This window comes from Nannocystis exedens, assembly GCF_002343915.1.
Lineage (GTDB): Bacteria > Myxococcota_A > Polyangia > Nannocystales > Nannocystaceae > Nannocystis > Nannocystis exedens.
Genome location: NZ_NETK01000001.1, coordinates 2958715 through 2985383 on the forward strand (window position 1 = coordinate 2958715; position 26669 = coordinate 2985383).

Sequence of the window (26669 nt, forward strand, 5' to 3'; positions counted from 1 at the left end):
GCTGTCCTCCGGGTCATTCCCGCCTGGGCATGATGACGGCGAGGTTCTGGCCGCGTACTTCCGCGTGGATTTTGGCGAGTGCCTCCCGGCGGTCGCGTGGCCGCTCCGAGGCGGGCCAGCGGGTGATCACGAGCGGGGGGAACTGGTCGTTCGACTGGAACGCGAGCCCGATGTACGCTCGCTCGTCGCTGGTCGCAGCGGCGAGCGCGGGCCCCATGAGGGCGGGGTCCATGATGAAGTGCCGCGGCGGCCCGCTCACGAACGCGTCGCGGACGGTGAAGCGCAGGTTAGGCTGGCCCTTCTTCGCCTGGTTCGTGACCTGGAGACCGTCCCTGAACTCGAGGACCGCGATGTCCTTGGCTCGACCGATGGCCGCGAACGCGTCCACGAGCTCGCGCGCAGCAACGACGGCGAGCCCCCCAAGCGCGTCGGCATGGGGGATGGCCTTGCGGATCGGCGGGAACCCAGCGGCGACGTGGGCCGCGGCGAAGGTGAACAGCTCCGAGCGGAACACCAGCATCTTCGCCCGCTCGCCACTCGCTGGTGCCGCGAGGACCTGCACGAGCGGCACCGGCCGCGCCCCTCCTCGACCGCGCGGCCGGACAAGCGAGAGGTGCTGCTCGAGCAAGGTCTCGATGCGTTCCGCGGCGGCCCCGTCGATCTGGAAGCCGTCGAGCTGGCGGGCCCCACTCCCGGGCGTGCTGACGAGCGCGGCGCGGTAGCCATCCGATGCCATGAACGTGAGTGCGTCACCGTCGCTCTCGAGGCGCAGGTTGGTCAACGTCACGCGCGCCGGGTCGCGGCTGATGGCGAAGGTTGAGCTCGATCCGCTTCGGTCGGCCCTTGCCGCTCGCCTCCATCAGCTCGCAGATCCGGTACCGATGACGTTCGCCCGAACCATCCTCTTTAACCCCGCCATCCTCCATACCCACCATATTTCGCAGCATACATAGGGAGGCACGCCAATGCACGCAGAAAGACGATCTCGAGATCGCTCCCTGCCACGCGGCCGCCGCACATGCCTTACAAGGCAGACGCAGAATTGCCCCCGCGCCAGGCGAAGAGACCAAACGAGCTGCTTGGCCCATAATGATGTCCAAGAGATCGATTGTGATGTCTTAAAGGACAGCACCAGAAATAGCGGTGATATCTTAAGTGCCAGCAATTCGGCCGACCTCGCGCCCGGCCACCGAGCAGGGGTCAATGACGCTCCTAATGGCCGCTGGCGCGCCAGGAGAAATTCTCGGCTCTTCAGGGTTGAGGGTGGCGTAGGTTGCGCGCGAAATCGCGCCGTGATATCGTGCGCGAAATGGCAGAGACCGAACTCTACGCCCGAATTCTCGGTATCGAGGCTCCCTGGAGAGTTGCTGCGGTGAAGCTGCAGCTCGGGCAGGGGCAGATCGTCATCGAGGTCGAGCACGACCCCGATGTGCCGACGACGTGCCCGGAGTGTGGCCAGGCTGTTCCCCGTCACGATACGCGGACTCGCCGATGGCGGCACCTCGATACGTGTCAGTATCGGACGATCATCGAAGCCGGCGTACCGCGGACGTCGTGCCCGAAGCACGGTACGCTCACGATGCGCGTCTCATGGGCGGACGGTAGCGCTCGGCTCACCGCGCTGTTCGAGGCGCTCGTGATCGACTGGCTCCGCGATGCGCCGATTGCAGTGGTCGCGGAGCGCCTCGGGCTCTCGTGGGATCAGGTCGCCGGCGTCCAGGAGCGTGCAGTACAACGCGGACTCGAGCGCCGCGAGGTCGCGCTGCCGGAGATGCTCGCCGTCGACGAGACCTCCTTCCAGCGGCGCCACGAGTACGTCACGATCGTGCATGACCCGAAGTCCGCCAGCAAGCGGGTCATCCACGTCGCCGACGGACGCGGCAAGGGGGCCCTCAAGGGCTTCCTGAGCGGCTTTTCGCGCCCAGAGAGGGCTGCGGTCTCCGTGGTCGTCATGGACATGCACGAGCCCTACATTCAAGCTGTCCGCGAGGCCATCCCCGATGGCGACGCGAAGATCGCCTTCGACAAGTACCACGTCGCCGCGCGCCTCGGTCAAGCCGTCGACCACGTGCGACGCGAGGAACACCGCGCTCTCCACGGCCTCGGCGACAACCGGCTCAAGGGCACCAAGTACCTCTGGCTGCGCAACCCCGAACGGATGAGCAAGGAGGTCTGGGACGACTTCGAGGCGCTGCGGACGAGCTCGCTGCGGACGGCCCGCGCGTGGGCGCTCAAGGAGGCGGCGATGGAGGTCTGGGAGCACACCTCGCCGAGCAACATGCGGGACCAATGGGGCATGTGGTACGATTGGGCTATCCGCTCTCGCCTGGAGCCGATGAAGGCCGCCGCGCGCATGGTCAAAAATCACCTCGGCGGCATCATCCATGCAGCCACCGAACGGATCACCAACGCCTCTGCCGAGGGCCTTAACTCGGTCATCCAGAAGCTCAAGTACGTCGCCCGCGGCTTCCGTAACCGCGACCGCTTCCGAGCTGCGATCTACTTCCACCTCGGCGGCCTCGACCTCTATCCTGCCGGGATCACGCGCTGAGTCAGCGGTATCCACCACAAACCCTGAAGAGCCAAATTCTCTCGGGCCGCGTATTGACTCTCGATGAAGCGTGCTACGGTGCCTCCTCGTGAAGGTGTTACAGCATGTCCGTCACGTCTTGATCCTCTGCGACTGGATCAAGGCTCTGCAGGATACGGCTGAGCCAGCTTGCGCGAAAGCGCTCATGTGCTCTTGCAGAGCATGCCCACGCCGATCTCTGTCGACCTTCGGATCCGCATTGTTGAGGCCCGCGTACAGGACGGGCAGACCTACGAGCAACTCGCCGAGCGCTTCCACGTGGGACGGGCGACCGTCGATCGAGTGCTGCGCCTCCAGCGAGAGACCGGTTCGGTCGAGCCCAAGCCGCACGGGGGCGGAGTGGAGCGGCGGATCACGGCCCGGGAGCAAGATTTGATCGTGGAGCTGGTGCGGGCGCGGCCTGACGCGACGCTCGCCGAGTTGTGCTTCGCGCTGCAAGTACGGGCCGGGGTCCAGGTCAGTCGTTCCACCATGTGCCGCGAGCTTCAGGAGCTCGGCTTCACGAGGAAAAAAAATCGCTGGTTCCCCGAGAGCAGTGCACGGCCGCAGTCGTGGCGATGCGCGACGCCTTCGTCGCGCAGATGCAGTCCTGCGACCCGGAGCGCCTGATCTTCCTGGACGAGTCCGGCTCGCACATCTCGATGACCCGCGCTCGAGCGTGGGCACCGCGAGGAAAGCGTGCCCATGGCGTCGTGCCACGGAATCGCGGCCGTGTGACGACGATGCTCGGCGCGCTGTCGATCGACGGCATCGAGGCGATGATGACCGTCGAGGGCGGCACGACGGCCAAGGTCTTCCTCGAGTTCATCGACAAGCATCTGGCGCCGAAGCTCCGTCCGGGCGACATCGTGGTGATGGACAACCTCGGTGCCCATCACGCGACAGGCGTCCGTGAGCGCATCGAGGCGCGCGACGCGACGGTCGTCTACCAGCCGCCGTACTCGCCCGACCTCAATCCCATCGAGCTCGCCTGGTCGAAGATCAAGACCGCCCTTCGCGGCCTCGGGGCCCGAACCGGCCCACTCCTCAAGGCCGCGATTTCCGCCGTTGCGGCTCTCGTCACCCCAACCGATGCGGCCGGTTGGTTCAAACACTGCGGCGTCAGCACGCCTCAAGGCGTATGAAACCTGCTGTTAGACGTGATCTGGGCAATCCTGCGCGGCCTTATCTGGGGAATCGTGGACGACTACCCATTTGGCGACAGCGCGGGACCCTCTGCGGACTCGAAGAAGGAGAACCCGTGGTGGGAGGACAAGGGCCGCGCTGCGAAGGAGCCCGCCGCGAGCCCGGAGAACCCGCGCACGAACGCCACCATGCCGGGCTGGTGGGCAGCCCCCGCGCCGCCCGCGACTCCCCCGACAATCAAGGTAGAGACGGACGCGGGCACGTTCATCGCAACGACCACGTTCTCGGGGCCGAATCTCATGGGGATCCGTCGCGTCGAGCGGTCGCGACAGGAGGGTGAGAGCCGTCGACGACGTCGCGCCTCGACCGCGCCGGCTTCACCCGTGAGGCGCGCGGACGTCGAGCTTCGGCCGCGTGAGCCGGCGGTCCCCCTCGATCCCGCGGGCAAGGTTGAAACCGCGGCGCATGAGCAAGTCGAGCTGCGGCCACGTGAGCCGGCCGTCCCCGAGGTCGCTCCGAGCGCGGCCCAGGCCGTGGGTGCTGGCATCGTCCAACCCGGCGACACCCCGGCCTCGAAGCGAACCCCGCGGAGCTGCACGGATGTGGCGACGCCGATCGATCCCGCCGAGGCGCCGCGCGTGGCCAGGGCGCGACGCGTACGAGGTCGACTTGCAGATTCGGACAGGAGCTCACCGCGGCTGGCGACGACGCTCGCCACCCGGCTCGCGCTCGCCGCCAGCGCGCTGAATTCGCCGGCCCCGGTGGCCGTGAGGGAGGGAGCATGACGGACGTCGAGAACAAAGACGCGGTCAGCAGTCTCTCGGAGACGCGCGACCAGATGACCCAATACTTCTGTATCTGCGGCGTGCGCGACGTGGGGATCGTCGCCGGCGCGGTCGGCCTCGGCATTCTCGCCGGCTGGGCCGGGCACCATGTCCTGCGCGGCCGGTGGCGGTCGGTGCCCGTCGTCGTGAGCATCGCGCTCACGGGCGCGGCATACCTGACCCGGCAGCGCTTCGTGGTCAAGGCGGGCCTCGCTGTCGGCGGCGCGTCGCTGCTGCTGTCCAACGTGCATTTCACGTTCTGGGACCAGCTCGAAGAGGATCGGATGTTGGAGGCGTAGACCATGGCAGCACTGCGACTAGAACTCGAGATCACGACCGTGGAGCCCTCCGGGACCATGGTCTTCGTGGAGGGCCAGGCACCCGGCGGCGTGCAGGTGGGCCTGATGCTCCCGGCGGGCACACTGGCCACGCGCGTCGGCCAGCGCCTCGCGGTGTCGGTCGAGACCCTGAACGCCGCGAGCGCGCCCTCGATGCGCGAGCGCATGGCCCGGACGGAGACTCCGCGTAGCGCGGCGTCGGGCACGGCCGCGACGGCCGCGGCGCCCGGCTCAACGTCGGCGGACATGACCGATGTGGTGCTCGCCGCGGTGTTCGGCACGTCGCCGGCCGCCGAGCGTGAGCGTGATGTCAACGAAGAGATGGACGCGCTGTTCGGACGGCGCCGTTAAGGAGAAAGCGATGATCGACACGGAGACGCGAGAGAAGATGGAATACCTCGGCGAGCAGATCGCCAAGAATCTGGCGCGGTTGGGCAGCACTGCTGTGCTACCGGCTGGACAGATCGAGCTGGCCGCGTGCAGCACTGGCGTGCCGACGAATGGGTGCGAGGGCCTGATCTACTCGCGGATCACGACGATTCGCTTTTACCGCGGCGGCCGTACCAACATCGATCAGGTGGTCGAGGGCCAGATCCCGGTCGCGCCGGGCTCGTCGGTCGTGCTGTCGCAGGCCGCCCATCCGCCGTGGCCGACCGGTTGCTACGTGTTGCGCTACCGGCTCGCCAATAACGCCAACAACCACGACGACATCCGGATCGAGTGGTTCGTCGACAGGGAGCCTCTCGATGCGATCCAGTACGGCAGCGAGATCTACAATAACGACAACACCGTGATCGGCGAGGGCAAGCTGCCGATCCCGCTCGCGATGGGCGAGCACTGCTGCATCGGCGGGAACAACCGCCTGCGCGTTCGGATCTCGCACCTCGGCAACGCGAACCAGATCGAGAACATCCGCCTGCACGTCGAGCACGCGAACGCGATCAAGTGCTGCTCCTCGTGCGCGGCCGGTCGTGCGTGCCAGCGCGGGTGCAAGGGCGGGGGCGACAAGTAGGAGCCGGCGATGAACAAGATCAAGCTCGTCATCCGGGGCGGCTTCGACGGCCAGACCCCGGTCACGCAACCGCCGACGTTCCGGCTGGTGGAGGGCTGGAACGAGGCCGAGCTGACGGCGCCAGCGGGCATCCTGCCCGCCGGTCTCTGGGGACAGGTTCCTGCGGGCGATCCGTACCTGCTCCACGCGAACCTGCTGACGACCGACATCCTGAACGCGCAGTCGGTCTTCGAGGTCCGAACCGGCGCTCCGATGCAGGTGCGCGCTCAGTTCACCCCCTACGCGGGGAACACCCGCCTGACGCTGGTGCGGCCGAGCGACGCCCTCCGCATCCTCACGCCGCCGCAGGCCCTCGTGAAGCTCGAGATGCTGGTCGAAAGCATCGGCGGCACGAACGAGCTCGGCTCCCGCCTGTATCACAGCAGGTTTCATACGCCTTGAGGCGTGCTGACGCCGCAGTGTTTGAACCAACCGGCCGCATCGGTTGGGGTGACGAGAGCCGCAACGGCGGAAATCGCGGCCTTGAGGAGTGGGCCGGTTCGGGCCCCGAGGCCGCGAAGGGCGGTCTTGATCTTCGACCAGGCGAGCTCGATGGGATTGAGGTCGGGCGAGTACGGCGGCTGGTAGACGACCGTCGCGTCGCGCGCCTCGATGCGCTCACGGACGCCTGTCGCGTGATGGGCACCGAGGTTGTCCATCACCACGATGTCGCCCGGACGGAGCTTCGGCGCCAGATGCTTGTCGATGAACTCGAGGAAGACCTTGGCCGTCGTGCCGCCCTCGACGGTCATCATCGCCTCGATGCCGTCGATCGACAGCGCGCCGAGCATCGTCGTCACACGGCCGCGATTCCGTGGCACGACGCCATGGGCACGCTTTCCTCGCGGTGCCCACGCTCGAGCGCGGGTCATCGAGATGTGCGAGCCGGACTCGTCCAGGAAGATCAGGCGCTCGGGGTCGCAGGACTGCATCTGCGCGACGAAGGCGTCGCGCATCGCCACGACTGCGGCCGTGCACTGCTCTCGGGGAACCAGCGATTTTTTTTGGCTCTTCAGGGTTTGTGGTGGATACCGCTGACTCAGCGCGTGATCCCGGCAGGATAGAGGTCGAGGCCGCCGAGGTGGAAGTAGATCGCAGCTCGGAAGCGGTCGCGGTTACGGAAGCCGCGGGCGACGTACTTGAGCTTCTGGATGACCGAGTTAAGGCCCTCGGCAGAGGCGTTGGTGATCCGTTCGGTGGCTGCATGGATGATGCCGCCGAGGTGATTTTTGACCATGCGCGCGGCGGCCTTCATCGGCTCCAGGCGAGAGCGGATAGCCCAATCGTACCACATGCCCCATTGGTCCCGCATGTTGCTCGGCGAGGTGTGCTCCCAGACCTCCATCGCCGCCTCCTTGAGCGCCCACGCGCGGGCCGTCCGCAGCGAGCTCGTCCGCAGCGCCTCGAAGTCGTCCCAGACCTCCTTGCTCATCCGTTCGGGGTTGCGCAGCCAGAGGTACTTGGTGCCCTTGAGCCGGTTGTCGCCGAGGCCGTGGAGAGCGCGGTGTTCCTCGCGTCGCACGTGGTCGACGGCTTGACCGAGGCGCGCGGCGACGTGGTACTTGTCGAAGGCGATCTTCGCGTCGCCATCGGGGATGGCCTCGCGGACAGCTTGAATGTAGGGCTCGTGCATGTCCATGACGACCACGGAGACCGCAGCCCTCTCTGGGCGCGAAAAGCCGCTCAGGAAGCTCTTGAGGGCCCCCTTGCCGCGTCCGTCGGCGACGTGGATGACCCGCTTGCTGGCGGACTTCGGGTCATGCACGATCGTGACGTACTCGTGGCGCCGCTGGAAGGAGGTCTCGTCGACGGCGAGCATCTCCGGCAGCGCGACCTCGCGGCGCTCGAGTCCGCGTTGTACTGCACGCTCCTGGACGCCGGCGACCTGATCCCACGAGAGCCCGAGGCGCTCCGCGACCACTGCAATCGGCGCATCGCGGAGCCAGTCGATCACCAGCGCCTCGAACAGCGCGGTGAGCCGAGCGCTACCGTCCGCCCACGAGACGCGCATCGTGAGCGTACCGTGCTTCGGGCACGACGTCCGCGGTACGCCGGCTTCGATGATCGTCCGATACTGACACGTATCGAGGTGCCGCCATCGGCGAGTCCGCGTATCGTGACGGGGAACAGCCTGGCCACACTCCGGGCACGTCGTCGGCACATCGGGGTCGTGCTCGACCTCGATGACGATCTGCCCCTGCCCGAGCTGCAGCTTCACCGCAGCAACTCTCCAGGGAGCCTCGATACCGAGAATTCGGGCGTAGAGTTCGGTCTCTGCCATTTCGCGCACGATATCACGGCGCGATTTCGCGCGCAACCTACGCCACCCTCAACCCTGAAGAGCCTTTTTTTTCCTCGTGAAGCCGAGCTCCTGAAGCTCGCGGCACATGGTGGAACGACTGACCTGGACCCCGGCCCGTACTTGCAGCGCGAAGCACAACTCGGCGAGCGTCGCGTCAGGCCGCGCCCGCACCAGCTCCACGATCAAATCTTGCTCCCGGGCCGTGATCCGCCGCTCCACTCCGCCCCCGTGCGGCTTGGGCTCGACCGAACCGGTCTCTCGCTGGAGGCGCAGCACTCGATCGACGGTCGCCCGTCCCACGTGGAAGCGCTCGGCGAGTTGCTCGTAGGTCTGCCCGTCCTGTACGCGGGCCTCAACAATGCGGATCCGAAGGTCGACAGAGATCGGCGTGGGCATGCTCTGCAAGAGCACATGAGCGCTTTCGCGCAAGCTGGCTCAGCCGTATCCTGCAGAGCCTTGATCCAGTCGCAGAGGATCAAGACGTGACGGACATGCTGTCAGTGGGCGGAGTCGACGATCAGCCGCGCCAACACCACCGGGGTGCGTGTCGCTCAGGTGATGGCGAACGCCACGCTCGCCGCCTGGACCGGGACTCTCCACGTCATCTACAACGACAACGCCGCCGGCAGCGTCAACCTGCCGCCGCTCGCCACAGTGCCGACCGACGCGGTCATGACGTTCACCCGCAAGGGGGGCGGCGTCCCGACGATCTTGCCCGCTGCGGGCGAGACGTTTGGCGCCGGCGTCAACGCGCAGGCGGTCACGCGCAGCGGGATCCTCATGAACAACAGCGAACAGTGGGTGTTCGCGGGGAGCTGAGGCATGACGACGCACGCCGATCCGCCCGGCCTGCTGGAGATGGAGACGCTCCCGCAGACCACGAACTACCGCGCCGAGCGGCAAAAGCTGTGGGAGTTGCTCCGGCATAAGCGCGACGAGTACGTGGCGCGAGCGCAGCAGCACGGCGCCACCGCAGCAGCCGCCGCCGACGCGGCGGGCCGGTCGTTTCGCGGCGAGGTCAACCTCTTCCTCGGCGAGCTGCTCACGCATTCGCGCAAGGACGACGTCCTGGCGTTCCTCATGAACGCCCCGCGGGAGTGGGGCGCCCGCTCGGAGCTGCTGCTCGACACGGACCCGTTGATCCCGTCGCTCGTCGCGCGGAGCTTCCCGGTCGGAGCATGGGTCGACCGCTACGAGGAGATCAGCAAGCGCGTCGCGGACGACAACAAGCAGTGGTCGACCTGGCTCGCGGCGCGGCTCGAGCAGGTCGGCCACACCGGTGCGGCAGTGGCCGACCGCGTGTTCGGCGTGGTCGAGACGGTCGGTCAGGGCGTCGGCGAGGGCGTCGGCGGACTCGGCAAGGGCCTCGGCGGGCTCTTCGGCTCTGTCGGCGAGGGCCTTGGCAAGGCGGTGATGATCGGCGCCGGCGTGGTGAGCGTCGGCGCCGTGGTGGTTGGCGGGATTTACCTGCTGCGTGACAAGTCCTGAGAGGCAGGTGGAGGGCGTATGGCGAACGGCAACGGTGCGAAGAACAACACGACCGTAAGCGGCGAGATCAAGGACGACGGCTCGTCCACCCCCACTGGACCGCGCACGGGTGGGCCGCGCGTGGTCGTCAACGAACCCACGGCCGCACCCGCGGCCCCGCAGGCGCCCAGGACGTCAGTGCCCGCGCCCTTCGCCCCGAACACGGGCATGACGCCGGTGGTCGCGACTGGCGGCCTGCTCGCGCTCGGGGGCGCGGCGATCTACGGCTACCACTGGTGGCGCCAACGCCAAGCGCTCGCCGCGGGCGAGGGGAGCACGCCCCTTCCGAACGGAAGCGGTCAGGGCCAGGGAGCACCCCCACCGAACGGCAGCGGGCAGACGCAGGCCACACCGCCCCAGAGCGGCGGGGGCACGCCCACGCAGGGCGCCCCGCCGGCGACCGACCCGAACTACTGGGGCACGACGTCCCGCGGGGCCGAGTTCCGCTCGTTGCTCACCGAGATCGAGAAAGTCTCGCGCATGCCGCTGCGCCTCTTTCTGTCGGTCGTTGCCAACCGAGAAGCCGGCTGGAACCGCAAGGCGCGCAACCTGACCGCCGTCGAGACCGCCGCGTCCAAACGGGCGATCGAGGCGGGGCCCGACCGCGGCAACCCGACACCGAAGTTCGCCACGTCGCTGGCAGGCGCGGGCTCCGGCGGGCTGTTCGGCGCGCTCGCTCCCTACGTCGCGTGGACAGGGCTCGACGAGGACTTCATGCCCTACCTCGACGCCGACTACACGATCGTCGAGGACCCGATCGTCGCGGCGATCTGCGCCGCGAAGTACTACCAGCGGATCGTGACCTTCTACCCGACCGTGTTCGCCAGCGGCACGCCGGCGCCCGAGGACAACTATCGCGTCCGCCTCGGCTGGGCGAGCCCCAACGAGCTGAAGAAGGACCCGGCCGGCAAGCTCTTTCAGGCCGTGAAGGGCCGCATGGACGAGGACCTGGCGGAGCTGGGCCTCAAGATCACCGACCTCCCGCCCCCGGACGCGTCCCGCTGGCCCGGCCTCAAGGCCGTGGTCGAGGGCATGAAGAGCCTGACGCCCACGTGGAAGTGAGAGCGCGGGACGGTGAAGGAGATGCTCATGCAGATCGCCCGCCTCCACAAGCGACCGCTGGACCGGCAGAGCAAGGCGATCTTGGACCTGCTCACGGCCGAACTTGCGGATCCGGCGTCGCTCCGCGCCGGCCTGCACGGCCCGGTGACGCGTTCCGGATCGGTGGCTCACGAGATCGGAAGCGCCGACGACGGCGGCCCGACGGTCCGCGTGGAACGCCTCAGTGCGGACCGGTACCTCGTGACCCGATACGTCGAGCTCGACACCCGCTCCGAGGATCCCGAACTGAACGATCGGGTTGCGGCGCCAGAGGTCGAGTTGGTCCGCCAGGGCGGCGACTGGTTCGCGGTCGCGGTGCGGCGCGGCGCGTACGCTGGCGCCGAACCTGACGCGCTCGAGCTCGTGTCCGCGGCGCTGCGTCTCGTCGCGCGCGAGCAGTCCCTGCCAACCGCCCGAGGCTGGCTCAGTTGGCTTGCCTCATTCATTCCGCGGCAGGCGCCGCGCCTCTGGAGGACTGGCGATGGTCGCTAACAACACACGGACGCTCGCGCGACTCGGCCTCGGCGGTGTGGTGCTGGCCGAGTCCATGGCCGCGTGGTCGCGGTGGGAACGGCGGCGAGCCCTGTTCGCGGCGGCGGCCGAGCGAGCCCGCGTGGAGCGGCGCCGCTTCGTGGTCGTGCTGCCCGAGCACGAGGGCTCACTCACCAAGGCCCTGCGCGTTTACGAAATGGGCCGGCACTATCCCGAAGTCTTCCACATGCGGCGGATCCCGATCGTGTCGCCAGCGGAGCTCGAGCGCGGCCCCGTCCACCGAATCGCCAGCGACTCGGCCGTGGTCTACGTCGCGTGCGTGCTCGAGTACGTCTCCGATGTCCGGGCCGCGATGGACGAGATCCTGCGCATGGCCGGCGCCGTCGAGAACATCTACGTCGTGACCGTCCAGCCCTGGACGCTCACGGCGACACTACACCCGCGAGCGCGGTGGGCCGGCATCGCCGACACGCACACGGTCTCGATGGGTCCGATCACGGCGCTGCATCGTGGCTTCGCGGCGGGGCTCGTTCTCAGCCTCGCCGCGGTGTCGGCGACGTCTGAGCGGGGACCGGACGACGCCCAGGACGACGTCGATGACGGGGCGATCGACGCGCACGTGATCGTGCAGGTGGACAAGGACTTCAAGTAGAGGGGTGGACGATGAAGCGCGTGGTTGTTGGCGGGCTCGCTGCGGCGGGTGTAGTTGGCGCGGGGATCTGGCTCAAGCGCCAGGCCGTGCGAGAGACGCTGTTCGCCAGCGAGCCGGACTCTCAGGTCCCGCTCGTGATCCCGGGTCGCGTCGCGGTCGAGCGGCTGTTCGGAGGCGGCGACGCTCGAACCAAGGTGCCGCTTGTGCTGGTCCTGCACGGCGTGGGCGCCGACGAGACGCAGCTCGCGCCGTACGTGCTCTCCAACCGGCCCATGCGGCTCGTCTTCCTGCGTGGCGGCCTGGCGAGCGGCAACGGGTTCCAGTGGTTCCGCGCCCGCTACAAGGACAACGCGGCGGCCTTCATCACCGACGTCTCGCGGACAGCGTCCGAGATCGTGACGGTGCTGGACCAGATCGCCACACAGCGCCTCTACACGGAGCGGATCGTCGTCGGCTACAGCCAGGGCGCGCACATCGCCTGGTGGCTGGCGACCAGCGGCCGCGTCGATCGGGTCGTCGCCATGTCGGGTGCGCTACCGGCGAGCTTCAAGCCACCGCGCCCGACTCGACAGGTGCGGATCGAGGCCGCCCACGGACTGCGCGACCCCGTGATCCCATACAGCGCTGGGCAGGCGACGGCGCGAGCCTTCCAGGGGGCCGGCTATCCGGTCCGGCTGACGACACTGCGCCTCGCGGGGCACGGGCTGTCCAGCATGGGCGCCGCGCTCGCTCCGGCGCTCGAGGGAGCGCTGAGCAACGGTGCGGTGGGTCTGGCCACGAAGTCGAGCTCGCTCGGCGCACGATAGATGCGCAGCCGCCCAAGGGGGCGGCATCGTATTGAGGGTGGTTGCAAGTTCGACGGGCGGATCGTCGTGCGACAAGCAGGAGGTGGGAAATGGGAATGGGGAGACGTGCATCTCCCGCGATTCCGCGATTGACCGGGGGTGGGAGATCTCGTCGCGGCACGAACGGCTCTGACGACGATCTTCCGCGGATCCTCTACGTCGCGGATCTGGCCGAATTCTTGGGTAGAACCGAGCGTGCGGTGCGTGCGGCCCTCGCACGAGGGAGGCTGCCCCCGCCGCTTGAAATCGCGGGACGGGTTGCATGGACGCGCGAATCCGTGCGTAAGTGGTTGGCGGAGAACCCGCGGCGTTCGGAGAAGGCCCTCCCCGCCGTGAAAATCACTGTCCGCCCTCACCCCCGCGACAAGCACAAGATGCAAGTGACCTTCGAGCTTCCCTCCGTGAACGGCAAGAGGAACCGTCCGCGGAAGACCGCGCCCGCGCACATCCGGGACAAGGATGCCGCGATCGCATGGGGTCACTCGATCTTGGGCGACCTGCTGCGCGAACACATGGTCGCGCCGCAGGGGGTCCTGAGAGAGGAGAAGTCCGAACCCAAGCCCGAACCCAAGAAAGAACGCTCCCAGGTCTCCCCGTCGTCCGTGATGACGGTCGGCGAGTTTTGGACCGAACACATGGAAGGGGATTACTTCACGAGACTCGCCCCTGGCACGCGCCAGGACTACGCGAAGAAATGGACGAGGTACATCGCCCCTGTCCTCGCCGATCTCCCGCTCGATAAGATCGGGCGCGAGGAAGTCCGGGCCTTGCGGAAGCAGGTCCAGAAGCTGCCGAAGCGGGGATCCCGGAATACTGTCCTCGGACTGGCAAGGACCATGCTCGCATACGCCGCCCGCCTCGACATCGTCGATGTGGACGACTTGCCGACCATCCATCCCGAGGAGGGAGGGGCCGATCCCGAGGAGACGCCCCGCTACTCCGAAGACCAGGCCAATCGGATGGTCGAGGCCGCCGAGAAGATCGGGCCCGAACACCTGGCCGCGCTCCTGCTCATGCTGGACGGGCTCCTGCGGGTGTCCGAGGTCTGCGCTCTCCGCTGGACGGACGTGGATCTCGAGCGCTCGAGGATCACCGTCCGTCACAACATCAGCGGCGGTCAGGCATGGCGCCCGAAGCACCAGAAGAAGAAGTCCAAGCCCAAGTCGGTCGGCATGAGCCCTCGTCTCGTCGCCGCCCTGCGCTCGCTCGAGCGGAAGGGCGACCTTGTCCTCGTCCATCGGTCCGGGAGGCAGCACACCCGGAGCACGATCCAGACGATGATGCGGAAGGTCCAGCGGCGTGCCGAGGTCCCTGTGTGGTCGCCCCACAAGTTCAAGCACACAGGCGTGTCGGTCATGGGCGAGCACAACGCCCCCTTGACCCTCATCCAGGGGCAAGCCCGCCACGCGCACGTGTCGACCACCGCGCGATACATCCACGTGGACGAGGACACCCACGCCGAGAAGGCGGCCGCCTTCTACGCTGCCATGGCCACCAAACGGCCACCGGCGGCCACCACTGAGCAGAAGCCCGGCTTTGGGCCCAACTGACGCGGAATCTCGATTCCGCGACGAAATCGAGACGAATTTTCGAGACAACCGGGAGATCGCGCCGTCGCGCATCAGGGCTTCCAAGCCACCCTGGACCCCCCGCTTGACCAAGCTTTCAAGCCGCCGGCCGCCGGACCGACGAGACAAACGGAGTGGGAACGGAGACGGGCAAGTCCGAGCGGCGGACGACATCACGCTCGTCGGGGAGCGCTCGACGTGAACCAGAGGACAGGCGCTTCCTCTTAGGTTGCGGCGACCTGCCCGAGTACGGTGCGTGCAGTAACCTTTCTCTTCAAGCAGCCCGTCGAAGGCGTGCTCGGTGTCGTCGCTGAGCGGCGACGACAACCGCGTCCCGCGGGTCGTCACCCGCGTCGACGGCAAGCGCCTGATCGTCGAGCTGCCGAGCGGCAAGTCGCTGCGCACCGAGCAAGAGCTCGTCGTCACGGTGTTCGTCCCGGCGCTCCGCCGGGTCGATGTCAGCGGCGCCAGCCGTGTCGACGTCGCCGCGCTCGCGGCGGACCCGTTCACGGCCCATGCGAGCAGCGCGAGCCGGCTCGATGTCAGCGGGACGGTCAAGGCGTACCGCGGTCGTCCCGTGCTCCTGGGCGCGCCGTCCTCGGCAGCGTCCAGGTCGACCTCGTGGCGCGTCCCGTGGAGGTCGGTACCGGCACCGGCGTCCGCACAGTTCGGCGGCGGGCCCTCGATACCGCTGCCGCTATTTCAGCGGATAGATCGCCACCCTGGTGAAATAGAAGCCCCTGTCGTCGACCGCGATGAACGGCCCCTTCTCCCAGCCTGGGGTGCCGAGGAGCTCGGTCGCCAGCGCGCTGATACCGTGAAAGAGCATGGGACGCGGCGAGCCCGAGACCTCGTAGGTGCCGTTCTGGATCGCCGCGAAGTGCTCACGGGTGAGCGTGCGCGCGTCGATGTCGACCTTCACGCAATGGACATGAAGGTGCGGCCCTCCGGTGGAGCCCGAAAAACCGGCCTTGCCGATCAGGTCCCCCTTCTTCACGAACACCCCGGGTTTGAGCGTCTCGGGGATCGACTTTTGCTGCAAGTGCGCGTATGTCACGCACTCGTCTCCGCACAGCAGGCGGACGCTATTTCCCAGGGGCTGGCGCCAGAGGATCAGCTTGAGCTTGCCCGACGAGGTGCGCACCGCCACCGCGCAGGTCTCGATGTTGTTCTCGCCGTCATTGGGGACGATGCGCGCGATGTCGAGCGCGGTGATGGCGCCGCCGGGATCGACGTAGTCCGCGGTGCGCAGGAGGTTCCACTTGTTGTCCGATTCGCGGATCTCGTAGCCGATGAGCTTGAGCTCGTCGGTGCTGCCGATCACGGCCATCGCCGTCTGCCCGCGCTTGAAGCGCGCCAGCGCGACGCGGCTGATCGGCCCGCTGATCTCGCTGCCGAGCAGAGCTACCTCGCCCGACTTGGCGTCGATCTGGAAGTAGTAGGCGCCGAGCTTGCCCTCGCCGTTGCGCACGCCGACCAAGACGCGGCCGGCGTCGCGCGTCGCCGCCACCGCGATTTGATTCACCGCGGTGTCGACCTCGCAGTCCTTGCCGCGGGTGAGCGCCGTGACCTTGTTCTTGTCGTCACGGGCGACGTTCCAGACGACGAGCTTGAGCTTGCTGGCACCCGTCTGCAGCGCGGTGACGACGCGCCCCGTGTCGAGCACCGCGAGATCGAAGAGCGACGTGGCCCCGCCCGCGCTGACCGCGAAGGAGGGTTTTTGGCCCAAACCCGGCGCGAGCTCCCAGAGCGAGACCTCGAGGTTGCCGCTGACGGGCTGACGCGCCATCACGAACTGTGTCTCCGAGTACCGGTCGATCTTGATCGATGCGGTCCCCGGCAGCGTGATCGTGCTGCTGCAGGTGACCTGGACGCCGTCAGCGCTGACCGAATACAGCGACACGAAGGCGGCGCCGTTCGCAGCACCTGCGACCACGAGCTTCGTGGCCGTCAGCGCCGTGGCCGACAGCGTGTCGCCGGCGAAGGGCAGACCGGGCTGAGACTTGCCGAGGTAGCTCAAAGTCTGCGCATCGCCCGATGACGCGAAGGACAGCACCAGCACCTGTCCGTCCTCATCGGTCACGGCAGTGAAGATGCGGTTGGGGCTGAAGGCCGCCACCGAGACGACGCCGACCGGCCCGCGCTCGACGCCGGTGCGGAGGATCCTTCGCAGCGGAACCCGGGGATGATCGGGCCAGCTATCGTCGGCCTTGAGCACGACACCGTCCGCGCCGGCGTAGACTGGAAGGCCGAAGATCGGATAGTCCTCGTTCTCTGGACCGGTATTGTGCACGAATTTCGATCCGTTCCAGATGTAGCCGCCGAAGTCGTAGCCCCAGTGCTGGCCACGGTCGGGGAAGTGCGCCGCATCGGCAAAGATGTAGCACTTCTCCGGCAGGTCCTTGGCCTTGAAGGGGAAGGCGTAGCTGCCGTCGGATGTCGGATTGGCGTGCGCCTGCAGCGGAAAGTTGAAGACGACCGGGTCGAAGCCGTCGAAGACCACCTCGATGCGGATCGAGGCCGGCGCCGGCGTGATCGGGATCCGAATCGAGCCGCGCCCGGGATCGGCGACCCCCGTGCGCACCTGCTCGTCGAGGAAGATGCTCAGCGAGCGCCCGTCCGCGAGCGTGCGCTTCTTCGCTTCCTCCAGGTCCTTGCCATCTTTCAGGAGGTAGGTGTTAATCGCGAGCTCCGTGCCCGGGAACCACACCTTGAGCGTGTTCGCCACCAGCGAGGTCGGCGCACCCGCCTCCGCCTTGTAGCGGAGCTCCAGCATGAAATTGATCATTCCGCCGCCGAAATCCTCGTGGATCGGCTTCACAATGGCGAACGGAAGGTACAACAGTTTGCCATTCGAGGACGGTTCGAGGACAGCAGTCACACCTGATACTTTGGCCATGTCACTCTCCCGCGGTTGCTACCGCTTGCAGACGCTTGTGTGAAGACGACCCCGGTCCTCTGCTGGACGCGCGGGCGCCGGCTTCGAAGATACAGGTGAGGGCAGGTGCCGGAGTGGTTCGTGGGCTCGAGAATTTTTTCGGCGCTCGACGACGCGCGTGGACGTGCTGGTCAGCGGGCAGACGCTATGCGCGAGCGTGATCACGCCGATCAGTTCCACACTGCGCTCGCGCGGCGACTGACGCCGTGACGGTCGATGTACTCACGACCGGATGATCCAGCGGTAAAACTGGCTAGCAGCCTGAAGAAGAACGCGATCTGCCTGGGGGCCGATTGCGACCTCGGCCGCGAGCTGGGCGGTCAGCACCCGCTCGACAGCGGCGACCGGGTGCGCGCGCTCGCGGGCTGGCCGGCCGAGCAGCTCGATGCGTTCGTCGGTCTCGCGCCGCGACTGCGGCGGGACGTGGCGAGGCAATTGGTCGCGCTCGTACGAATCCATCGCCTCGAGCAGCGCGAGCGTCGTCTTCGGGTCGTCGGGCGCGATCTGGAGCAGCGGCGAGGTGTACCTGAGGATCGGGAGCGGCACGAGCCCCTGGAAGCGCTCGTCCTCGCCCCACGCGGGGACGCCCACGACCGCCTCGTCGAGGACCACGCGGGCGAGCTGCGCCAGCTCGCCCGCCCGCGGGGTCGTGCTCACGGTCGACGGCGATGCCCGGCCGGGCGACACCGTCGACCTCGCGGGCCGCGCGGAGGTCGAGCTGCAGCTGCGCGTGCTCGCCGGCGCCGGGGCTCGCGTCCGCCTGCTCGGCCCGGCCGGCGAGCTGTTCACGCGCACCCTCCCCGGCCCCGACGCGGTGGTGCGATTGCGGCTGCGCGTGCGTCCGGGTGAGTTCGTGCGCGCCGAGCTGCACCGCTCGCGCTGACCAACCCGGTGTACTTCCGCTGACCGGGGTCGCTGCGTCGGCGGTCGGGCGCCGCACGACGGCGGCGTTTGCCCCGCGAGGGCGCCCGGCGTCCTGTCCTAGCAGCCCGAGGTAGAAGTCGGTGAGACGAAATCGCTCATGCGTATCTCGAGTGAGCGACGTGCTCTGGAAGTCGAGCTCCCGGTAGGGAGTGCCGCGAATGGCGGTCAAGAAGCGCTCCGAGCCACCGCAGAAGCGTGAGGACAGCCACGAGCACGGCAGAAAGCGCGGCCCGAAGGCCCTGGAGGGCCCTCGGTTTCCCGATTCCGTGGACCTTTCGCATGATCAAGCCCAGGTTGAATCCGGCGGCGTGGATGACCAGCCGCTTGAGGATATTGTCGTGACCGCGGACGTGGACCCTGCGCATTCCGCCGGAGTCGAGCATGTGCGCGAAGGGCCGTTCGACCAGCTCGCTGCGCTTCTTCTGCAGTTCCTTGCTCTTGCCTCGCTTCACGCGGCGGCGGTTCCGGTGCACCGCCTCACGCTCGGCCTGCTTGTCCTTCCACCGCCGGCGACCACGCGCGGGCTCCGGGATGTAGCTGCGTACGTCGACCTCCTCGAGGCTCGTGAGCACGTCGTTGCTGTGGTAGCCCTTGTCGGCGACGACCTCCTCGACGCGCTCGGCGATCTGCTCCCTGGCCTTCTCCGAGCCCTCTTGGCGCACCTCCGCGAGATTGGCGTCGGCGACCTCCAGCGTCTTCTCGATGGTCTTCGTGTCGCCCGCAGCGCCGCCGTGCACCGTCACGCCGACGATGGCGCCGGTCTCGAGGTCGACCGCCTGCTCGTGCTTGTGCGCGAGGTGGGTGCTGCCGTCCTTCATCTTCATGATCTGCGCCTCGGGATCGTGCGGGTGTACCCACTCGTCGTTCGAGCCCTTCTTCGGCCGCTTGCGGTCCAGCCGCGCCAGGTCCTCGCGCGTCGGTTCCTCGATCCCCTCGGCCTTCGCCAGGTCGGTCAAGTACTCCTTGTACGCGCGTCCGTCGTCGCGGCGCACGATCGATCGCAGCGCCGCGTTCGCCTCAAGTGTCGTTGCGTCGATCCCGAGCGTCTTGCCGCGCAACAGGCCATGCTCGGCGACCAGCTCCAGCACCCGCGTGAACACCCGCTCGTGCACGTCGGTGCTCAGCCGACGCCGCGTCCGCGAGATCGTCGAGTGATCCGGCGGCTGCTTCTCCAGGCCGAGCCCCAAAAACCGCCGCAGACTCAGCGAGTCGGCGACCCGCTAGTCCGGATTTCTCACCACGGATAGGTGGGGCCCGGCAAGCGGCTGTCAAGCGGCTTGGCGGGAGGTTGTTGGACGCCGTCGACGTGAGCCGCGAGGCCGCGCTCGTTACGCCCGGGGCTGGCGCGAGATCGAGCTGTAAGAGGGATTACAAAGCCGGCTACGCGTTTTGGGTGACCTGCGCATAAGGACAGACGAATCCCGGCGCGCAGCGCAGCGCACCATTGTGTGACGGACGGCGAGGGCCGTCAGCGTCTCATGACGTGATGACGGTGGAGGTTCTCGAGGACGCGCCACCACACGTGCTGGAGTGGGAAGACTGAGCTTAGGGAGACGCGGATCCTGCGGACCGAGGCGGTGACGATGGCGCCGATCTTGAGCAGCCGCGTGCGGATCGTGGAGACCTGGGCGTGGGCGAGCTCGGTGCCGGCGAGGGCGAGTCGGCGGAGCTCGTTGAGGATCATGTAGGCGACGGACGAGAGCCACAGGCGGAGCTGGTTGGCGCGCAGCGTGTGGGCGCTGGTGCGGTCGGCGAAGAGGCCGAGTTGCTGCTCCTTGATCCTGTTCTCCATGTCTCCGCGAGCGCAGTAGAGGTCCTCGTAGAGCGAGCGCGCGTCGTACTCGTCATGCGAGAGGTTGGTGGCGACGAAGCGCGGATTCTCCTTGTCCGTCGTGTACTCGGCCTTGCCGACCACCCGGCGCTCTCGCGACCACGTCCGGTTGGTCTCGTAGCGAAAGTCCTTGAAGACGCGTGCTTCCTTGCCGGTCTGCTCGGAGGTGGTGCGGGCCTGCGTCATCTCGTCCTCGATCTCGGCGATCAGGCGCGAGTTCTTCTGCAGGCCGAGGACGAAGAAGAGGCCGTTGTCCTCGCACCAGCGCATGACCTCGTCGCGGCAGAAGCCGGAATCGCCGCGCACGATGATCCGGACGGCCGGCCAGCGAGCGAGGATCTGACTGACGATCCTCTCGAGCTCCTCGACCGCGCCGCTGACTGGCTGCTTGTCGGCGGTGTTCAGCGCGGCGCCAAGGATGAAGTCGCCGCAGAAGACGTACAGCGGCAGGTAGCAGTAGCTGTCGTAGAAGCCATGGAAGAAGCGACCCTCCTGCTTGCCGTGTACGGGGTCGTCCGTCGCGTCGAGATCGAGGACGATCTCGGCGGGCGGCCGATCGTGCGCGGCCAGGAAGGTGTCGACGAAGAGGCGCTGAATCCCGTGGTCGTCGTAGCTGATCTTCTTGTAGCGCTCGTCGCCGGCCACCGTGGGCTTCGCCAGCTCCAGGCGGTTCAGCGTGCTCTTGCCCGCCAGCGCATGGCCCCGGTCGCGCACCCGCTTGCGCTGCTCGCCGGTCGGATCGGCCTTGCCTATCGCCAGCGCGAGCAAGGCATCGTCGCGGAGCACGTCGTGGTCGTTCAGGTCCTCGTAACCACACAGCAGGCCCAGCACGCGCTGCGCGAGCAGTTCCTCGACGGTGTGCTCGACCCGGCTCGGGTCGCGGTGGTCCCGAAAGCAGGCCGCGAAGTCCCGAAACACACCTGAACTCTTGGTCAGCTCGCGCAGCAACAGCAGGCCGCCGTCCGAGCTGACCCGCCCGGCGTCGAAGGCGGCCTCGACACGCCTCCGCCCGGCCGGTTGAAAATCGAACTCGGTGCGGATACACCTTGTCGTGTTCCGGCCGTACCCCTGGGTGGTCAGCAATCGTTTCACACCCGCTCGAACTCGGGAAGTGCGGCCGGAATTCCTTCCCGTGGTGAGAAATCCGGACTAGGCGATGCCCCGCTCGCTGCCGATCCCCTCGAAGTAGCCAATCAGCAAGCAGCGGAAGTACACCCCCGGCGCGAGGCCCAGGTCGTCCCATCACCTCGGCGTAGAACGGCTCGCACTGCTTCTCCGCGAAACGGTCGAAGCCGTGCTTCCGGAGCAGCTTGTCGAGCGCCTCGTAGAACGGGTGCCCGAGCCCCTGCAACTTGTCATACGTGATGAACAGCGTCGGCTGCTCCCCGTTGTCGTGCCCCATGGCCATGGCAGAGCCACTTTATCAGCTTTCATCGCAGAGCGCGATACCGCGCGCCGCTCCGCTGCTCGCGAGGTTCCTCGCGGCGTGGTTGCCGCGACTTTCACCACGGGCTGCTAGCCCATAGCGGGAGTGGAACCGGCGGTTTCATGGAGGCTCAACTTCCCGCTGGCGCTGCGGCCTCAACCCCAGGGCGGGGCGAGGGGCAGCGTGCCCCGGCGGACCAGCGACAGTGCGGCGGTCGTGCGGTCGTGGCGGACCATGTAGATCCCGCGGTCGCTGCCGAGCCGGGCATGCCTCGGCTCGTCGCACTCGTCGATCTCGATCGCCTCCGGATCGCTTGGCCCACCGAAGCCGCGTGTGCGTGGCACCTCGCAGCCCATCACGCTGCCCTCGCCGTGGCACACCGACCACACGCCCAGCGGGTTGCCGTTGGGTGCCGCGTCGACAACGTCGGCGATGGGCCCCACCTCGAACCCGCCAACGCCGGTGGCGATGACCTCCGACACGAGCGCGCCGCTCGCCAGCTCGCAGCTCTCCATCGCCAGGTCTCCCGACGACAGATCCGAGTCGTCGCGCACCACGTGAGTCCCGCTGGTCGTCAGGCGTTGGCCCCAGCACATCGTCTCGACCCGATTCTCGCCGTCGGCATCGACGAGCGTGACGAGGTGGGTGCCGATCACCAGCCGGTCACCGACGGCGTCGACGAAGCTGGCCGTCGCGCTGGCGAAGGACACCAACTGTTCCCCCGTCCACGCCAGCGTGGTCGCGGTCCCGCCCTCCACGCCCTCCACAAAGGTGACGCCCACCGACGTTATCGCCATCAGCTCCGTCGCTACGCTCGTTGCGATCGTCAGCGGCTCGCCGATCGGTCCGTCGCCGCCCGCGCGCGCGAGCTTCAGTGTCTTGTCCGGCAGCAGGCCGAGCACGCCGGCCTCGCCCGTGACGCCGTTGACGTGGAACGCGACGATCTCCGCGAAGCCCGCGAGCGCGGTGAGGTCGAAGCTCTCCATCGAGCCGTCGACCTCGATCCGTTGCAGCACGATCGCCTCGTCGTTCGTCGTCCCCACCACCCACGCGCGCTGCTGCTGCGTCAGGTCGAAGCCCCGGACCTCGACGATGGGCGCAAGCGGCACGCTCCAGTCGAGCTCCGGATCGACGCCCGGCGTGCACGCATCGGTGCACGCGTCACAACCGCCGTTGCCGTCGTCGCAGGCTTCGCCCGAATCGACGACGCCGTCGCCGCAGGAGCTCGCCGGTAGGTCGGGCGTGCCGCCGGACGTCGGCGTCGTGCTGCTCGCGTCACTGCCCGCGTCACTGCTCGTGGGTTCGCCGTCCGTGCTCTTCGCAGACCCGGGGCTGCAGCCATCGAGCAACACCATCGCTATCACGAGCCAGGAACAGCGCATCATCTTTTCCACAGCCTATCACTCCGCGGAGCGAACCGCACGATCGCGGGTGTATCAGGCCCAGGCGGCCCGTCCGGCGAGTCACCGCCGGACGACCGTCGCGTGACCGGCCCACCGCGAGCCGGGCTCAATCGTCCGCGCCCTCGTCCTCGACCGCGATCACCGAGCCGTCGTCGCCGGCACGCGGCTGCCTTGAATCTTCAGTCGCGGCCCGTGCATGGCTTCGTGGGGACCGACGCCGAAGGAACAGTCCCAGTTCGATGCGCTGCTCGTCGTGTTGAATGCTCGAAGCCCAGGCAGGCGAGTGCGCGAGCGACCTGCACCGCCGCGTCGAAGCGAGCGGAGCCGCGAGCTTGAAGTCGCCCGCCGCCCGAACTTGCTCGTCTCCGTCCCACGCCGCTTGTCTCGACGGCCGAACGGCATCCGGCTCCGAGGCTTGGGCCGGAAAGGGGGCCAGGGTGGCATAGAAACCCGGATGCGCGGCGGCGCGATCTCCCGGTCGTCACGGAACTCCGTCTCGATTTCGTCGCGAATTTGGCTCTTTTCGAGACGTCCCACTGTGAACGGTCCCGTGGAGGGGTCTAGCAGCCCGTGGTGAAAGTCGCGGCAACCACGCCGCGAGGAACCTCGCGAGCAGCGGAGCGGCGCGCGGTATCGCGCTCTGCGATGAAAGCTGATAAAGTGGCTTTGCCATGGCCATGGGGCACGACAACGGGGAGCAGCCGACGCTGTTCATCACGTATGACAAGTTGCAGGGGCTCGGGCACCCGTTCTACGAGGCGCTCGACAAGCTGCTCCGGAAGCACGGCTTCGACCGTTTCGCGGAGAAGCAGTGCGAGCCGTTCTACGCCGAGGTGATGGGACGACCGGGCCTCGCGCCGGGGGTGTACTTCCGCTGCTTGCTGATCGGCTACTTCGAGGGGATCGGCAGCGAGCGGGGCATCGCCTGGCGGGTCGCCGACTCGCTGAGTCTGCGGCGGTTTTTGGGGCTCGGCCTGGAGAAGCAGCCGCCGGATCACTCGACGATCTCGCGGACGCGGCGTCGGCTGAGCACCGACGTGCACGAGCGGGTGTTCACGCGGGTGCTGGAGCTGGTCGCCGAGCATGGCCTGTTGCGCGGCAAGACGCTCGGGATCGACGCAACGACACTTGAGGCGAACGCGGCGCTGCGATCGATCGTGCGCCGCGACGACGGACGCGCGTACAAGGAGTACTTGACCGACCTGGCGAAGGCCGAGGGGATCGAGGAACCGACGCGCGAGGACCTGGCGCGGCTGGACCGCAAGCGGCCGAAGAAGGGCTCGAACGACGAGTGGGTACACCCGCACGATCCCGAGGCGCAGATCATGAAGATGAAGGACGGCAGCACCCACCTCGCGCACAAGCACGAGCAGGCGGTCGACCTCGAGACCGGCGCCATCGTCGGCGTGACGGTGCACGGCGGCGCTGCGGGCGACACGAAGACCATCGAGAAGACGCTGGAGGTCGCCGACGCCAATCTCGCGGAGGTGCGCCAAGAGGGCTCGGAGAAGGCCAGGGAGCAGATCGCCGAGCGCGTCGAGGAGGTCGTCGCCGACAAGGGCTACCACAGCAACGACGTGCTCACGAGCCTCGAGGAGGTCGACGTACGCAGCTACATCCCGGAGCCCGCGCGTGGTCGCCGGCGGTGGAAGGACAAGCAGGCCGAGCGTGAGGCGGTGCACCGGAACCGCCGCCGCGTGAAGCGAGGCAAGAGCAAGGAACTGCAGAAGAAGCGCAGCGAGCTGGTCGAACGGCCCTTCGCGCACATGCTCGACTCCGGCGGAATGCGCAGGGTCCACGTCCGCGGTCACGACAATATCCTCAAGCGGCTGGTCATCCACGCCGCCGGATTCAACCTGAGCTTGATCATGCGAAAGGTCCACGGAATCGGGAAACCGAGGGCCCTCCAGGGCCTTCGGGCCGCGCTTTCTGCCGTGCTCGTGGCTGTCCTCACGCTTCTGCGGTGGCTCGGAGCGCTTCTTGACCGCCATTCGCGGCACTCCCTACCGGGAGCTCGACTTCCAGAGCACGTCGCTCACTCGAGATACGCATGAGCGATTTCGTCTCACCGACTTCTACCTCGGGCTGCTAGCGCTGCCCGTGCATGATTTCACCAAGAGTTGACGTTGGCGTTCGGCAGAACGGTGTTCAAGCGCTCGCCCAGCTCGCTAATCTTGGAAGTGGAATCGGCCGCTTCCAGACCCGATCTGACTGGGCCGCTGCCGTGCAATAGCCCGGGGTGGCCGGGCGTTCTCCGTGGCTACCGCCGATTGGTTCGCCGCGATGGAGGCCGAGGTCGCGCTCAACGCCGGGCGGTTCGACGCAGCGCTTGCCCTCGCGCCCCCGCTGCGCTCGAGGAACCGCCTAGCCGGAGCAACACCGACGGCCGCGCGGTAGCGACGGAGCGTCGTCCACGCGAGCCTCGCCCCGAACCGCGAACCCGCCCCCCGATTGTCGGGTCGCGGGCCGCGGCGCGCTGTGCGAAGGTTCACTCCGTCGGCGGGTCGAACTGTCCGTACTCTCCCTCGCCCCAGCAGACGACGCGCGAGTCCGACTGCCGGATCGCGCAGCCGCCGTTGTGAGCGCCGCGAAAGGTCGTGTAGGCGCCGGGGAGAATGGGGACGCCGTCGCCCATGCCCTTCTCGAAGTACAGGAGCTCGCCGCTCTGCCGCAGACCCACGAGGGCGTCGGCCTCCGCGAAGCCCCCCGACGCGAACAGCGGCGCGACATAGAGGCTTCCCTCGGAGCCGGGCTCGAACCAGACGAGTTGGCCCTTGTCGTTCATCAGCCTGACCGACTGGAAGGTGCTGCCGATGAACTTCGTGTACGTCCCCTCGGCGGCTCCGTTCCAGACGCCGCCGCCGCAGTTCTCCCCCCAGCCGCCCTTGACCGGCCTCCTCCAGCACACGAGCGAGCCGTCGCCCCGGAGCCCGCACATCTGGCAGTTCCCCTCGCGGGCGTCTTCGAGGGCCACGTACGGACCCGGCGGCGGCGTCTCGATCGCCGTGTACCCCTCGGCCACCCAGCACGTCACCTCGTTGTTCGCCGCCATCGCGCAGCCGTAGGGATATTCGCCCCCGGCGAACACGAAGGGCCCCCCGGGCAGGTCCAGGGGCTCCGACGGGAAGTCCCGGATGCGGTGCAGCTCGCCGCTCTCGAGCACCGCGTAGAAGCACTGCGGGCTGACGGACTTCACCTTGCCAGGCGGGACCTTGAAGAACGGAGAATCGACAAGTCCCCAGCAGACCAGCTCGTCGTCCGGCGTCACGCCGCACATGGAGGACGGATCGTTCCTGCACAGCTGCTTCAGGGCGATGCCGACCTTGAAGGGATCCTCGCCGCCGGTCTCGGTCGGGTCCTCCGTCGTCCCCTCCCCCGTCGAGGTCGTCGAGGTGCTCTCGCTGGTCTCGGCCTGCGAGGTGCTCTCGCTGGTCTCGGCCTGCGAGGTGCTCCCGCTGGTCTCAGCCTGCGAGTCGCCCCCGGAGGTGATGTCGACGGTCGTGGAGTCGGGCCCCGTGCCGACGTCGGTGGGTGTCGAGCTGCCCTCGGACGAGGTGCCGGTCGCGCTGGACCCCGAGGACGACTCGCTGGTGGTTTTGGTGTCGCTCGCGGCGGGGTCGGTGCAGGCGGCGAGCGCGAGCGCTATCGTGAGTGAATGTGGTCGGCGTGGCGGTGGCCGCGTATGTTCCGTCGTGGAAATTGAGCTGAAATCCAACGTTCTGGATCAGGATA

General features: G+C 67.8%; 27 protein-coding genes and 1 pseudogene. 18 read left to right on the top strand and 10 right to left on the bottom strand.

What is annotated here, in order from left to right; all coding sequences use genetic code 11:
* Positions 1-13: 13 nt before the first annotated feature.
* Positions 14-787, bottom strand: a complete 774-nt coding sequence (locus NAEX_RS11470) for a hypothetical protein (RefSeq protein WP_096327551.1) — start codon at positions 785-787, stop codon at positions 14-16.
* A 522-nt stretch (positions 788-1309) separates the two neighbouring features.
* On the opposite strand from NAEX_RS11470, the gene NAEX_RS11475 reads away from it, so the two are divergent.
* The 8 genes from NAEX_RS11475 to NAEX_RS11510 all read left to right on the top strand — a co-directional run bounded on the left by NAEX_RS11475 (position 1310) and on the right by NAEX_RS11510 (position 6330).
* Complete coding sequence (locus NAEX_RS11475) at positions 1310-2551, top strand: ISL3 family transposase (RefSeq protein WP_096326274.1); 1242 nt, start codon at positions 1310-1312, stop codon at positions 2549-2551.
* Positions 2552-2752: 201 nt separating this feature from the next.
* Positions 2753-3199 carry a helix-turn-helix domain-containing protein gene (locus NAEX_RS11480; protein WP_143825559.1) on the top strand — a complete coding sequence of 149 codons (447 nt, stop codon included), beginning with the start codon at positions 2753-2755 and terminating at the stop codon, positions 3197-3199.
* Entirely contained in the window at positions 3109-3714 is a 606-nt protein-coding gene (locus NAEX_RS11485; RefSeq protein ID WP_245913950.1) for an IS630 family transposase, read from the top strand. The genes NAEX_RS11480 and NAEX_RS11485 overlap by 91 nt, the downstream gene beginning before the upstream one ends.
* Positions 3715-3729: 15 nt before the next feature.
* Entirely contained in the window at positions 3730-4500 is a 771-nt protein-coding gene (locus NAEX_RS47690; RefSeq protein ID WP_143141603.1) for a hypothetical protein, read from the top strand.
* On the top strand, positions 4497-4838 hold the full coding sequence (locus NAEX_RS11495; RefSeq protein ID WP_096327555.1) for a hypothetical protein: 342 nt from the start codon (positions 4497-4499) through the stop codon (positions 4836-4838). The genes NAEX_RS47690 and NAEX_RS11495 overlap by 4 nt, the downstream gene beginning before the upstream one ends.
* A gap of 3 nt (positions 4839-4841) precedes the next feature.
* Positions 4842-5228, top strand: coding sequence for a hypothetical protein (locus NAEX_RS11500; RefSeq protein ID WP_096327556.1), 387 nt, complete (start codon positions 4842-4844; stop codon positions 5226-5228).
* 10 nt (positions 5229-5238) lie between these two features.
* Positions 5239-5889, top strand: coding sequence for a hypothetical protein (locus NAEX_RS11505; protein ID WP_096327557.1), 651 nt, complete (start codon positions 5239-5241; stop codon positions 5887-5889).
* Positions 5890-5898: 9 nt separating this feature from the next.
* Complete coding sequence (locus NAEX_RS11510) at positions 5899-6330, top strand: hypothetical protein (protein ID WP_096327558.1); 432 nt, start codon at positions 5899-5901, stop codon at positions 6328-6330.
* On the opposite strand, the gene NAEX_RS11515 is transcribed toward NAEX_RS11510, so the two are convergent.
* Genes NAEX_RS11515 through NAEX_RS11525 form a run of 3 tightly spaced genes read right to left on the bottom strand, consistent with a single transcriptional unit; the run spans position 6318 to position 8626 of the window.
* Positions 6318-6971 carry an IS630 family transposase gene (locus NAEX_RS11515; protein ID WP_143825560.1) on the bottom strand — a complete coding sequence of 218 codons (654 nt, stop codon included), beginning with the start codon at positions 6969-6971 and terminating at the stop codon, positions 6318-6320. The genes NAEX_RS11510 and NAEX_RS11515 overlap by 13 nt on opposite strands.
* A complete protein-coding gene (locus NAEX_RS11520) occupies positions 6968-8209 on the bottom strand; it encodes an ISL3 family transposase (RefSeq protein ID WP_096326213.1) in 1242 nt (413 codons plus the stop codon). The genes NAEX_RS11515 and NAEX_RS11520 overlap by 4 nt, the downstream gene beginning before the upstream one ends.
* A gap of 48 nt (positions 8210-8257) precedes the next feature.
* Positions 8258-8626, bottom strand: a complete 369-nt coding sequence (locus tag NAEX_RS11525) for a helix-turn-helix domain-containing protein (protein ID WP_143825561.1) — start codon at positions 8624-8626, stop codon at positions 8258-8260.
* Positions 8627-8788: 162 nt separating this feature from the next.
* Between NAEX_RS11525 and NAEX_RS11530 the strand changes: the two genes are divergently transcribed.
* The 8 genes and pseudogenes from NAEX_RS11530 to NAEX_RS54465 form a co-directional block, all read left to right on the top strand.
* On the top strand, positions 8789-9049 hold the full coding sequence (locus tag NAEX_RS11530) for a hypothetical protein (RefSeq protein WP_096327560.1): 261 nt from the start codon (positions 8789-8791) through the stop codon (positions 9047-9049).
* Between the two features lie 3 nt (positions 9050-9052).
* Positions 9053-9718, top strand: a complete 666-nt coding sequence (locus tag NAEX_RS11535; protein ID WP_096327561.1) for a hypothetical protein — start codon at positions 9053-9055, stop codon at positions 9716-9718.
* 18 nt (positions 9719-9736) lie between these two features.
* Positions 9737-10819 (top strand): hypothetical protein, encoded by a 1083-nt coding sequence (locus NAEX_RS11540; protein ID WP_143141551.1) that lies wholly within the window; start codon positions 9737-9739, stop codon positions 10817-10819.
* Positions 10820-10846: 27 nt separating this feature from the next.
* Positions 10847-11350, top strand: a complete 504-nt coding sequence (locus NAEX_RS11545; protein ID WP_143141552.1) for a hypothetical protein — start codon at positions 10847-10849, stop codon at positions 11348-11350.
* Between the two features lie 37 nt (positions 11351-11387).
* Positions 11388-12002 carry a hypothetical protein gene (locus tag NAEX_RS11550; RefSeq protein WP_096327564.1) on the top strand — a complete coding sequence of 205 codons (615 nt, stop codon included), beginning with the start codon at positions 11388-11390 and terminating at the stop codon, positions 12000-12002.
* An 11-nt stretch (positions 12003-12013) separates the two neighbouring features.
* Positions 12014-12808, top strand: a complete 795-nt coding sequence (locus NAEX_RS11555) for an alpha/beta hydrolase (RefSeq protein ID WP_096327565.1) — start codon at positions 12014-12016, stop codon at positions 12806-12808.
* Positions 12809-13221: 413 nt separating this feature from the next.
* Complete coding sequence (locus tag NAEX_RS11560) at positions 13222-14397, top strand: tyrosine-type recombinase/integrase (RefSeq protein ID WP_170135651.1); 1176 nt, start codon at positions 13222-13224, stop codon at positions 14395-14397.
* Between the two features lie 319 nt (positions 14398-14716).
* Positions 14717-14956 (top strand): annotated as a pseudogene (locus NAEX_RS54465) (GIN domain-containing protein); the annotation flags it as partial.
* A gap of 156 nt (positions 14957-15112) precedes the next feature.
* On the opposite strand, the gene NAEX_RS52045 reads toward NAEX_RS54465, so the two are convergent.
* Both NAEX_RS52045 and NAEX_RS11575 read right to left on the bottom strand, forming a co-directional pair.
* Positions 15113-17296 (bottom strand): M23 family metallopeptidase, encoded by a 2184-nt coding sequence (locus NAEX_RS52045; protein ID WP_211302394.1) that lies wholly within the window; start codon positions 17294-17296, stop codon positions 15113-15115.
* A 279-nt stretch (positions 17297-17575) separates the two neighbouring features.
* Positions 17576-18010, bottom strand: coding sequence for a hypothetical protein (locus NAEX_RS11575; RefSeq protein ID WP_143141554.1), 435 nt, complete (start codon positions 18008-18010; stop codon positions 17576-17578).
* On the opposite strand from NAEX_RS11575, the gene NAEX_RS11580 reads away from it, so the two are divergent.
* Entirely contained in the window at positions 18003-18236 is a 234-nt protein-coding gene (locus NAEX_RS11580; protein ID WP_096327569.1) for a hypothetical protein, read from the top strand. The genes NAEX_RS11575 and NAEX_RS11580 overlap by 8 nt on opposite strands.
* 136 nt (positions 18237-18372) lie before the next feature.
* On the opposite strand, the gene NAEX_RS11585 is transcribed toward NAEX_RS11580, so the two are convergent.
* From NAEX_RS11585 to NAEX_RS11595, 3 genes are all read right to left on the bottom strand, one after another.
* Positions 18373-19482, bottom strand: coding sequence for a transposase (locus NAEX_RS11585; protein ID WP_275937651.1), 1110 nt, complete (start codon positions 19480-19482; stop codon positions 18373-18375).
* A gap of 263 nt (positions 19483-19745) precedes the next feature.
* On the bottom strand, positions 19746-21188 hold the full coding sequence (locus NAEX_RS11590; RefSeq protein WP_143825747.1) for an IS1380 family transposase: 1443 nt from the start codon (positions 21186-21188) through the stop codon (positions 19746-19748).
* 501 nt (positions 21189-21689) lie between these two features.
* Positions 21690-22928, bottom strand: coding sequence for a hypothetical protein (locus NAEX_RS11595; RefSeq protein ID WP_143141604.1), 1239 nt, complete (start codon positions 22926-22928; stop codon positions 21690-21692).
* 680 nt (positions 22929-23608) lie between these two features.
* Here NAEX_RS11595 and NAEX_RS11600 point away from each other — a divergent pair.
* Positions 23609-24991 carry a transposase gene (locus NAEX_RS11600; protein ID WP_096325674.1) on the top strand — a complete coding sequence of 461 codons (1383 nt, stop codon included), beginning with the start codon at positions 23609-23611 and terminating at the stop codon, positions 24989-24991.
* A 434-nt stretch (positions 24992-25425) separates the two neighbouring features.
* On the opposite strand, the gene NAEX_RS47695 is transcribed toward NAEX_RS11600, so the two are convergent.
* On the bottom strand, positions 25426-26652 hold the full coding sequence (locus tag NAEX_RS47695) for a hypothetical protein (protein WP_143825563.1): 1227 nt from the start codon (positions 26650-26652) through the stop codon (positions 25426-25428).
* Positions 26653-26669: the final 17 nt, after the last annotated feature.

What these genes read in the sequence shown, in the direction of transcription:
- NAEX_RS11475 (WP_096326274.1), top strand. Translation starts at nt 1,310, where the DNA reads ATGGCAGAGACCGAACTCTACGCCCGAATTCTCGGTATCGAGGCTCCC.
- NAEX_RS11480 (WP_143825559.1), top strand. Translation starts at nt 2,753, where the DNA reads ATGCCCACGCCGATCTCTGTCGACCTTCGGATCCGCATTGTTGAGGCC.
- NAEX_RS11495 (WP_096327555.1), top strand. Translation starts at nt 4,497, where the DNA reads ATGACGGACGTCGAGAACAAAGACGCGGTCAGCAGTCTCTCGGAGACG.
- NAEX_RS11500 (WP_096327556.1), top strand. Translation starts at nt 4,842, where the DNA reads ATGGCAGCACTGCGACTAGAACTCGAGATCACGACCGTGGAGCCCTCC.
- NAEX_RS11505 (WP_096327557.1), top strand. Translation starts at nt 5,239, where the DNA reads ATGATCGACACGGAGACGCGAGAGAAGATGGAATACCTCGGCGAGCAG.
- NAEX_RS11510 (WP_096327558.1), top strand. Translation starts at nt 5,899, where the DNA reads ATGAACAAGATCAAGCTCGTCATCCGGGGCGGCTTCGACGGCCAGACC.
- NAEX_RS11520 (WP_096326213.1), bottom strand. Translation starts at nt 8,209, where the DNA reads ATGGCAGAGACCGAACTCTACGCCCGAATTCTCGGTATCGAGGCTCCC.
- NAEX_RS11525 (WP_143825561.1), bottom strand. Translation starts at nt 8,626, where the DNA reads ATGCCCACGCCGATCTCTGTCGACCTTCGGATCCGCATTGTTGAGGCC.
- NAEX_RS11530 (WP_096327560.1), top strand. Translation starts at nt 8,789, where the DNA reads ATGGCGAACGCCACGCTCGCCGCCTGGACCGGGACTCTCCACGTCATC.
- NAEX_RS11535 (WP_096327561.1), top strand. Translation starts at nt 9,053, where the DNA reads ATGACGACGCACGCCGATCCGCCCGGCCTGCTGGAGATGGAGACGCTC.
- NAEX_RS11540 (WP_143141551.1), top strand. Translation starts at nt 9,737, where the DNA reads ATGGCGAACGGCAACGGTGCGAAGAACAACACGACCGTAAGCGGCGAG.
- NAEX_RS11545 (WP_143141552.1), top strand. Translation starts at nt 10,847, where the DNA reads ATGCAGATCGCCCGCCTCCACAAGCGACCGCTGGACCGGCAGAGCAAG.
- NAEX_RS11555 (WP_096327565.1), top strand. Translation starts at nt 12,014, where the DNA reads ATGAAGCGCGTGGTTGTTGGCGGGCTCGCTGCGGCGGGTGTAGTTGGC.
- NAEX_RS11560 (WP_170135651.1), top strand. Translation starts at nt 13,222, where the DNA reads ATGCAAGTGACCTTCGAGCTTCCCTCCGTGAACGGCAAGAGGAACCGT.
- NAEX_RS11600 (WP_096325674.1), top strand. Translation starts at nt 23,609, where the DNA reads ATGGCCATGGGGCACGACAACGGGGAGCAGCCGACGCTGTTCATCACG.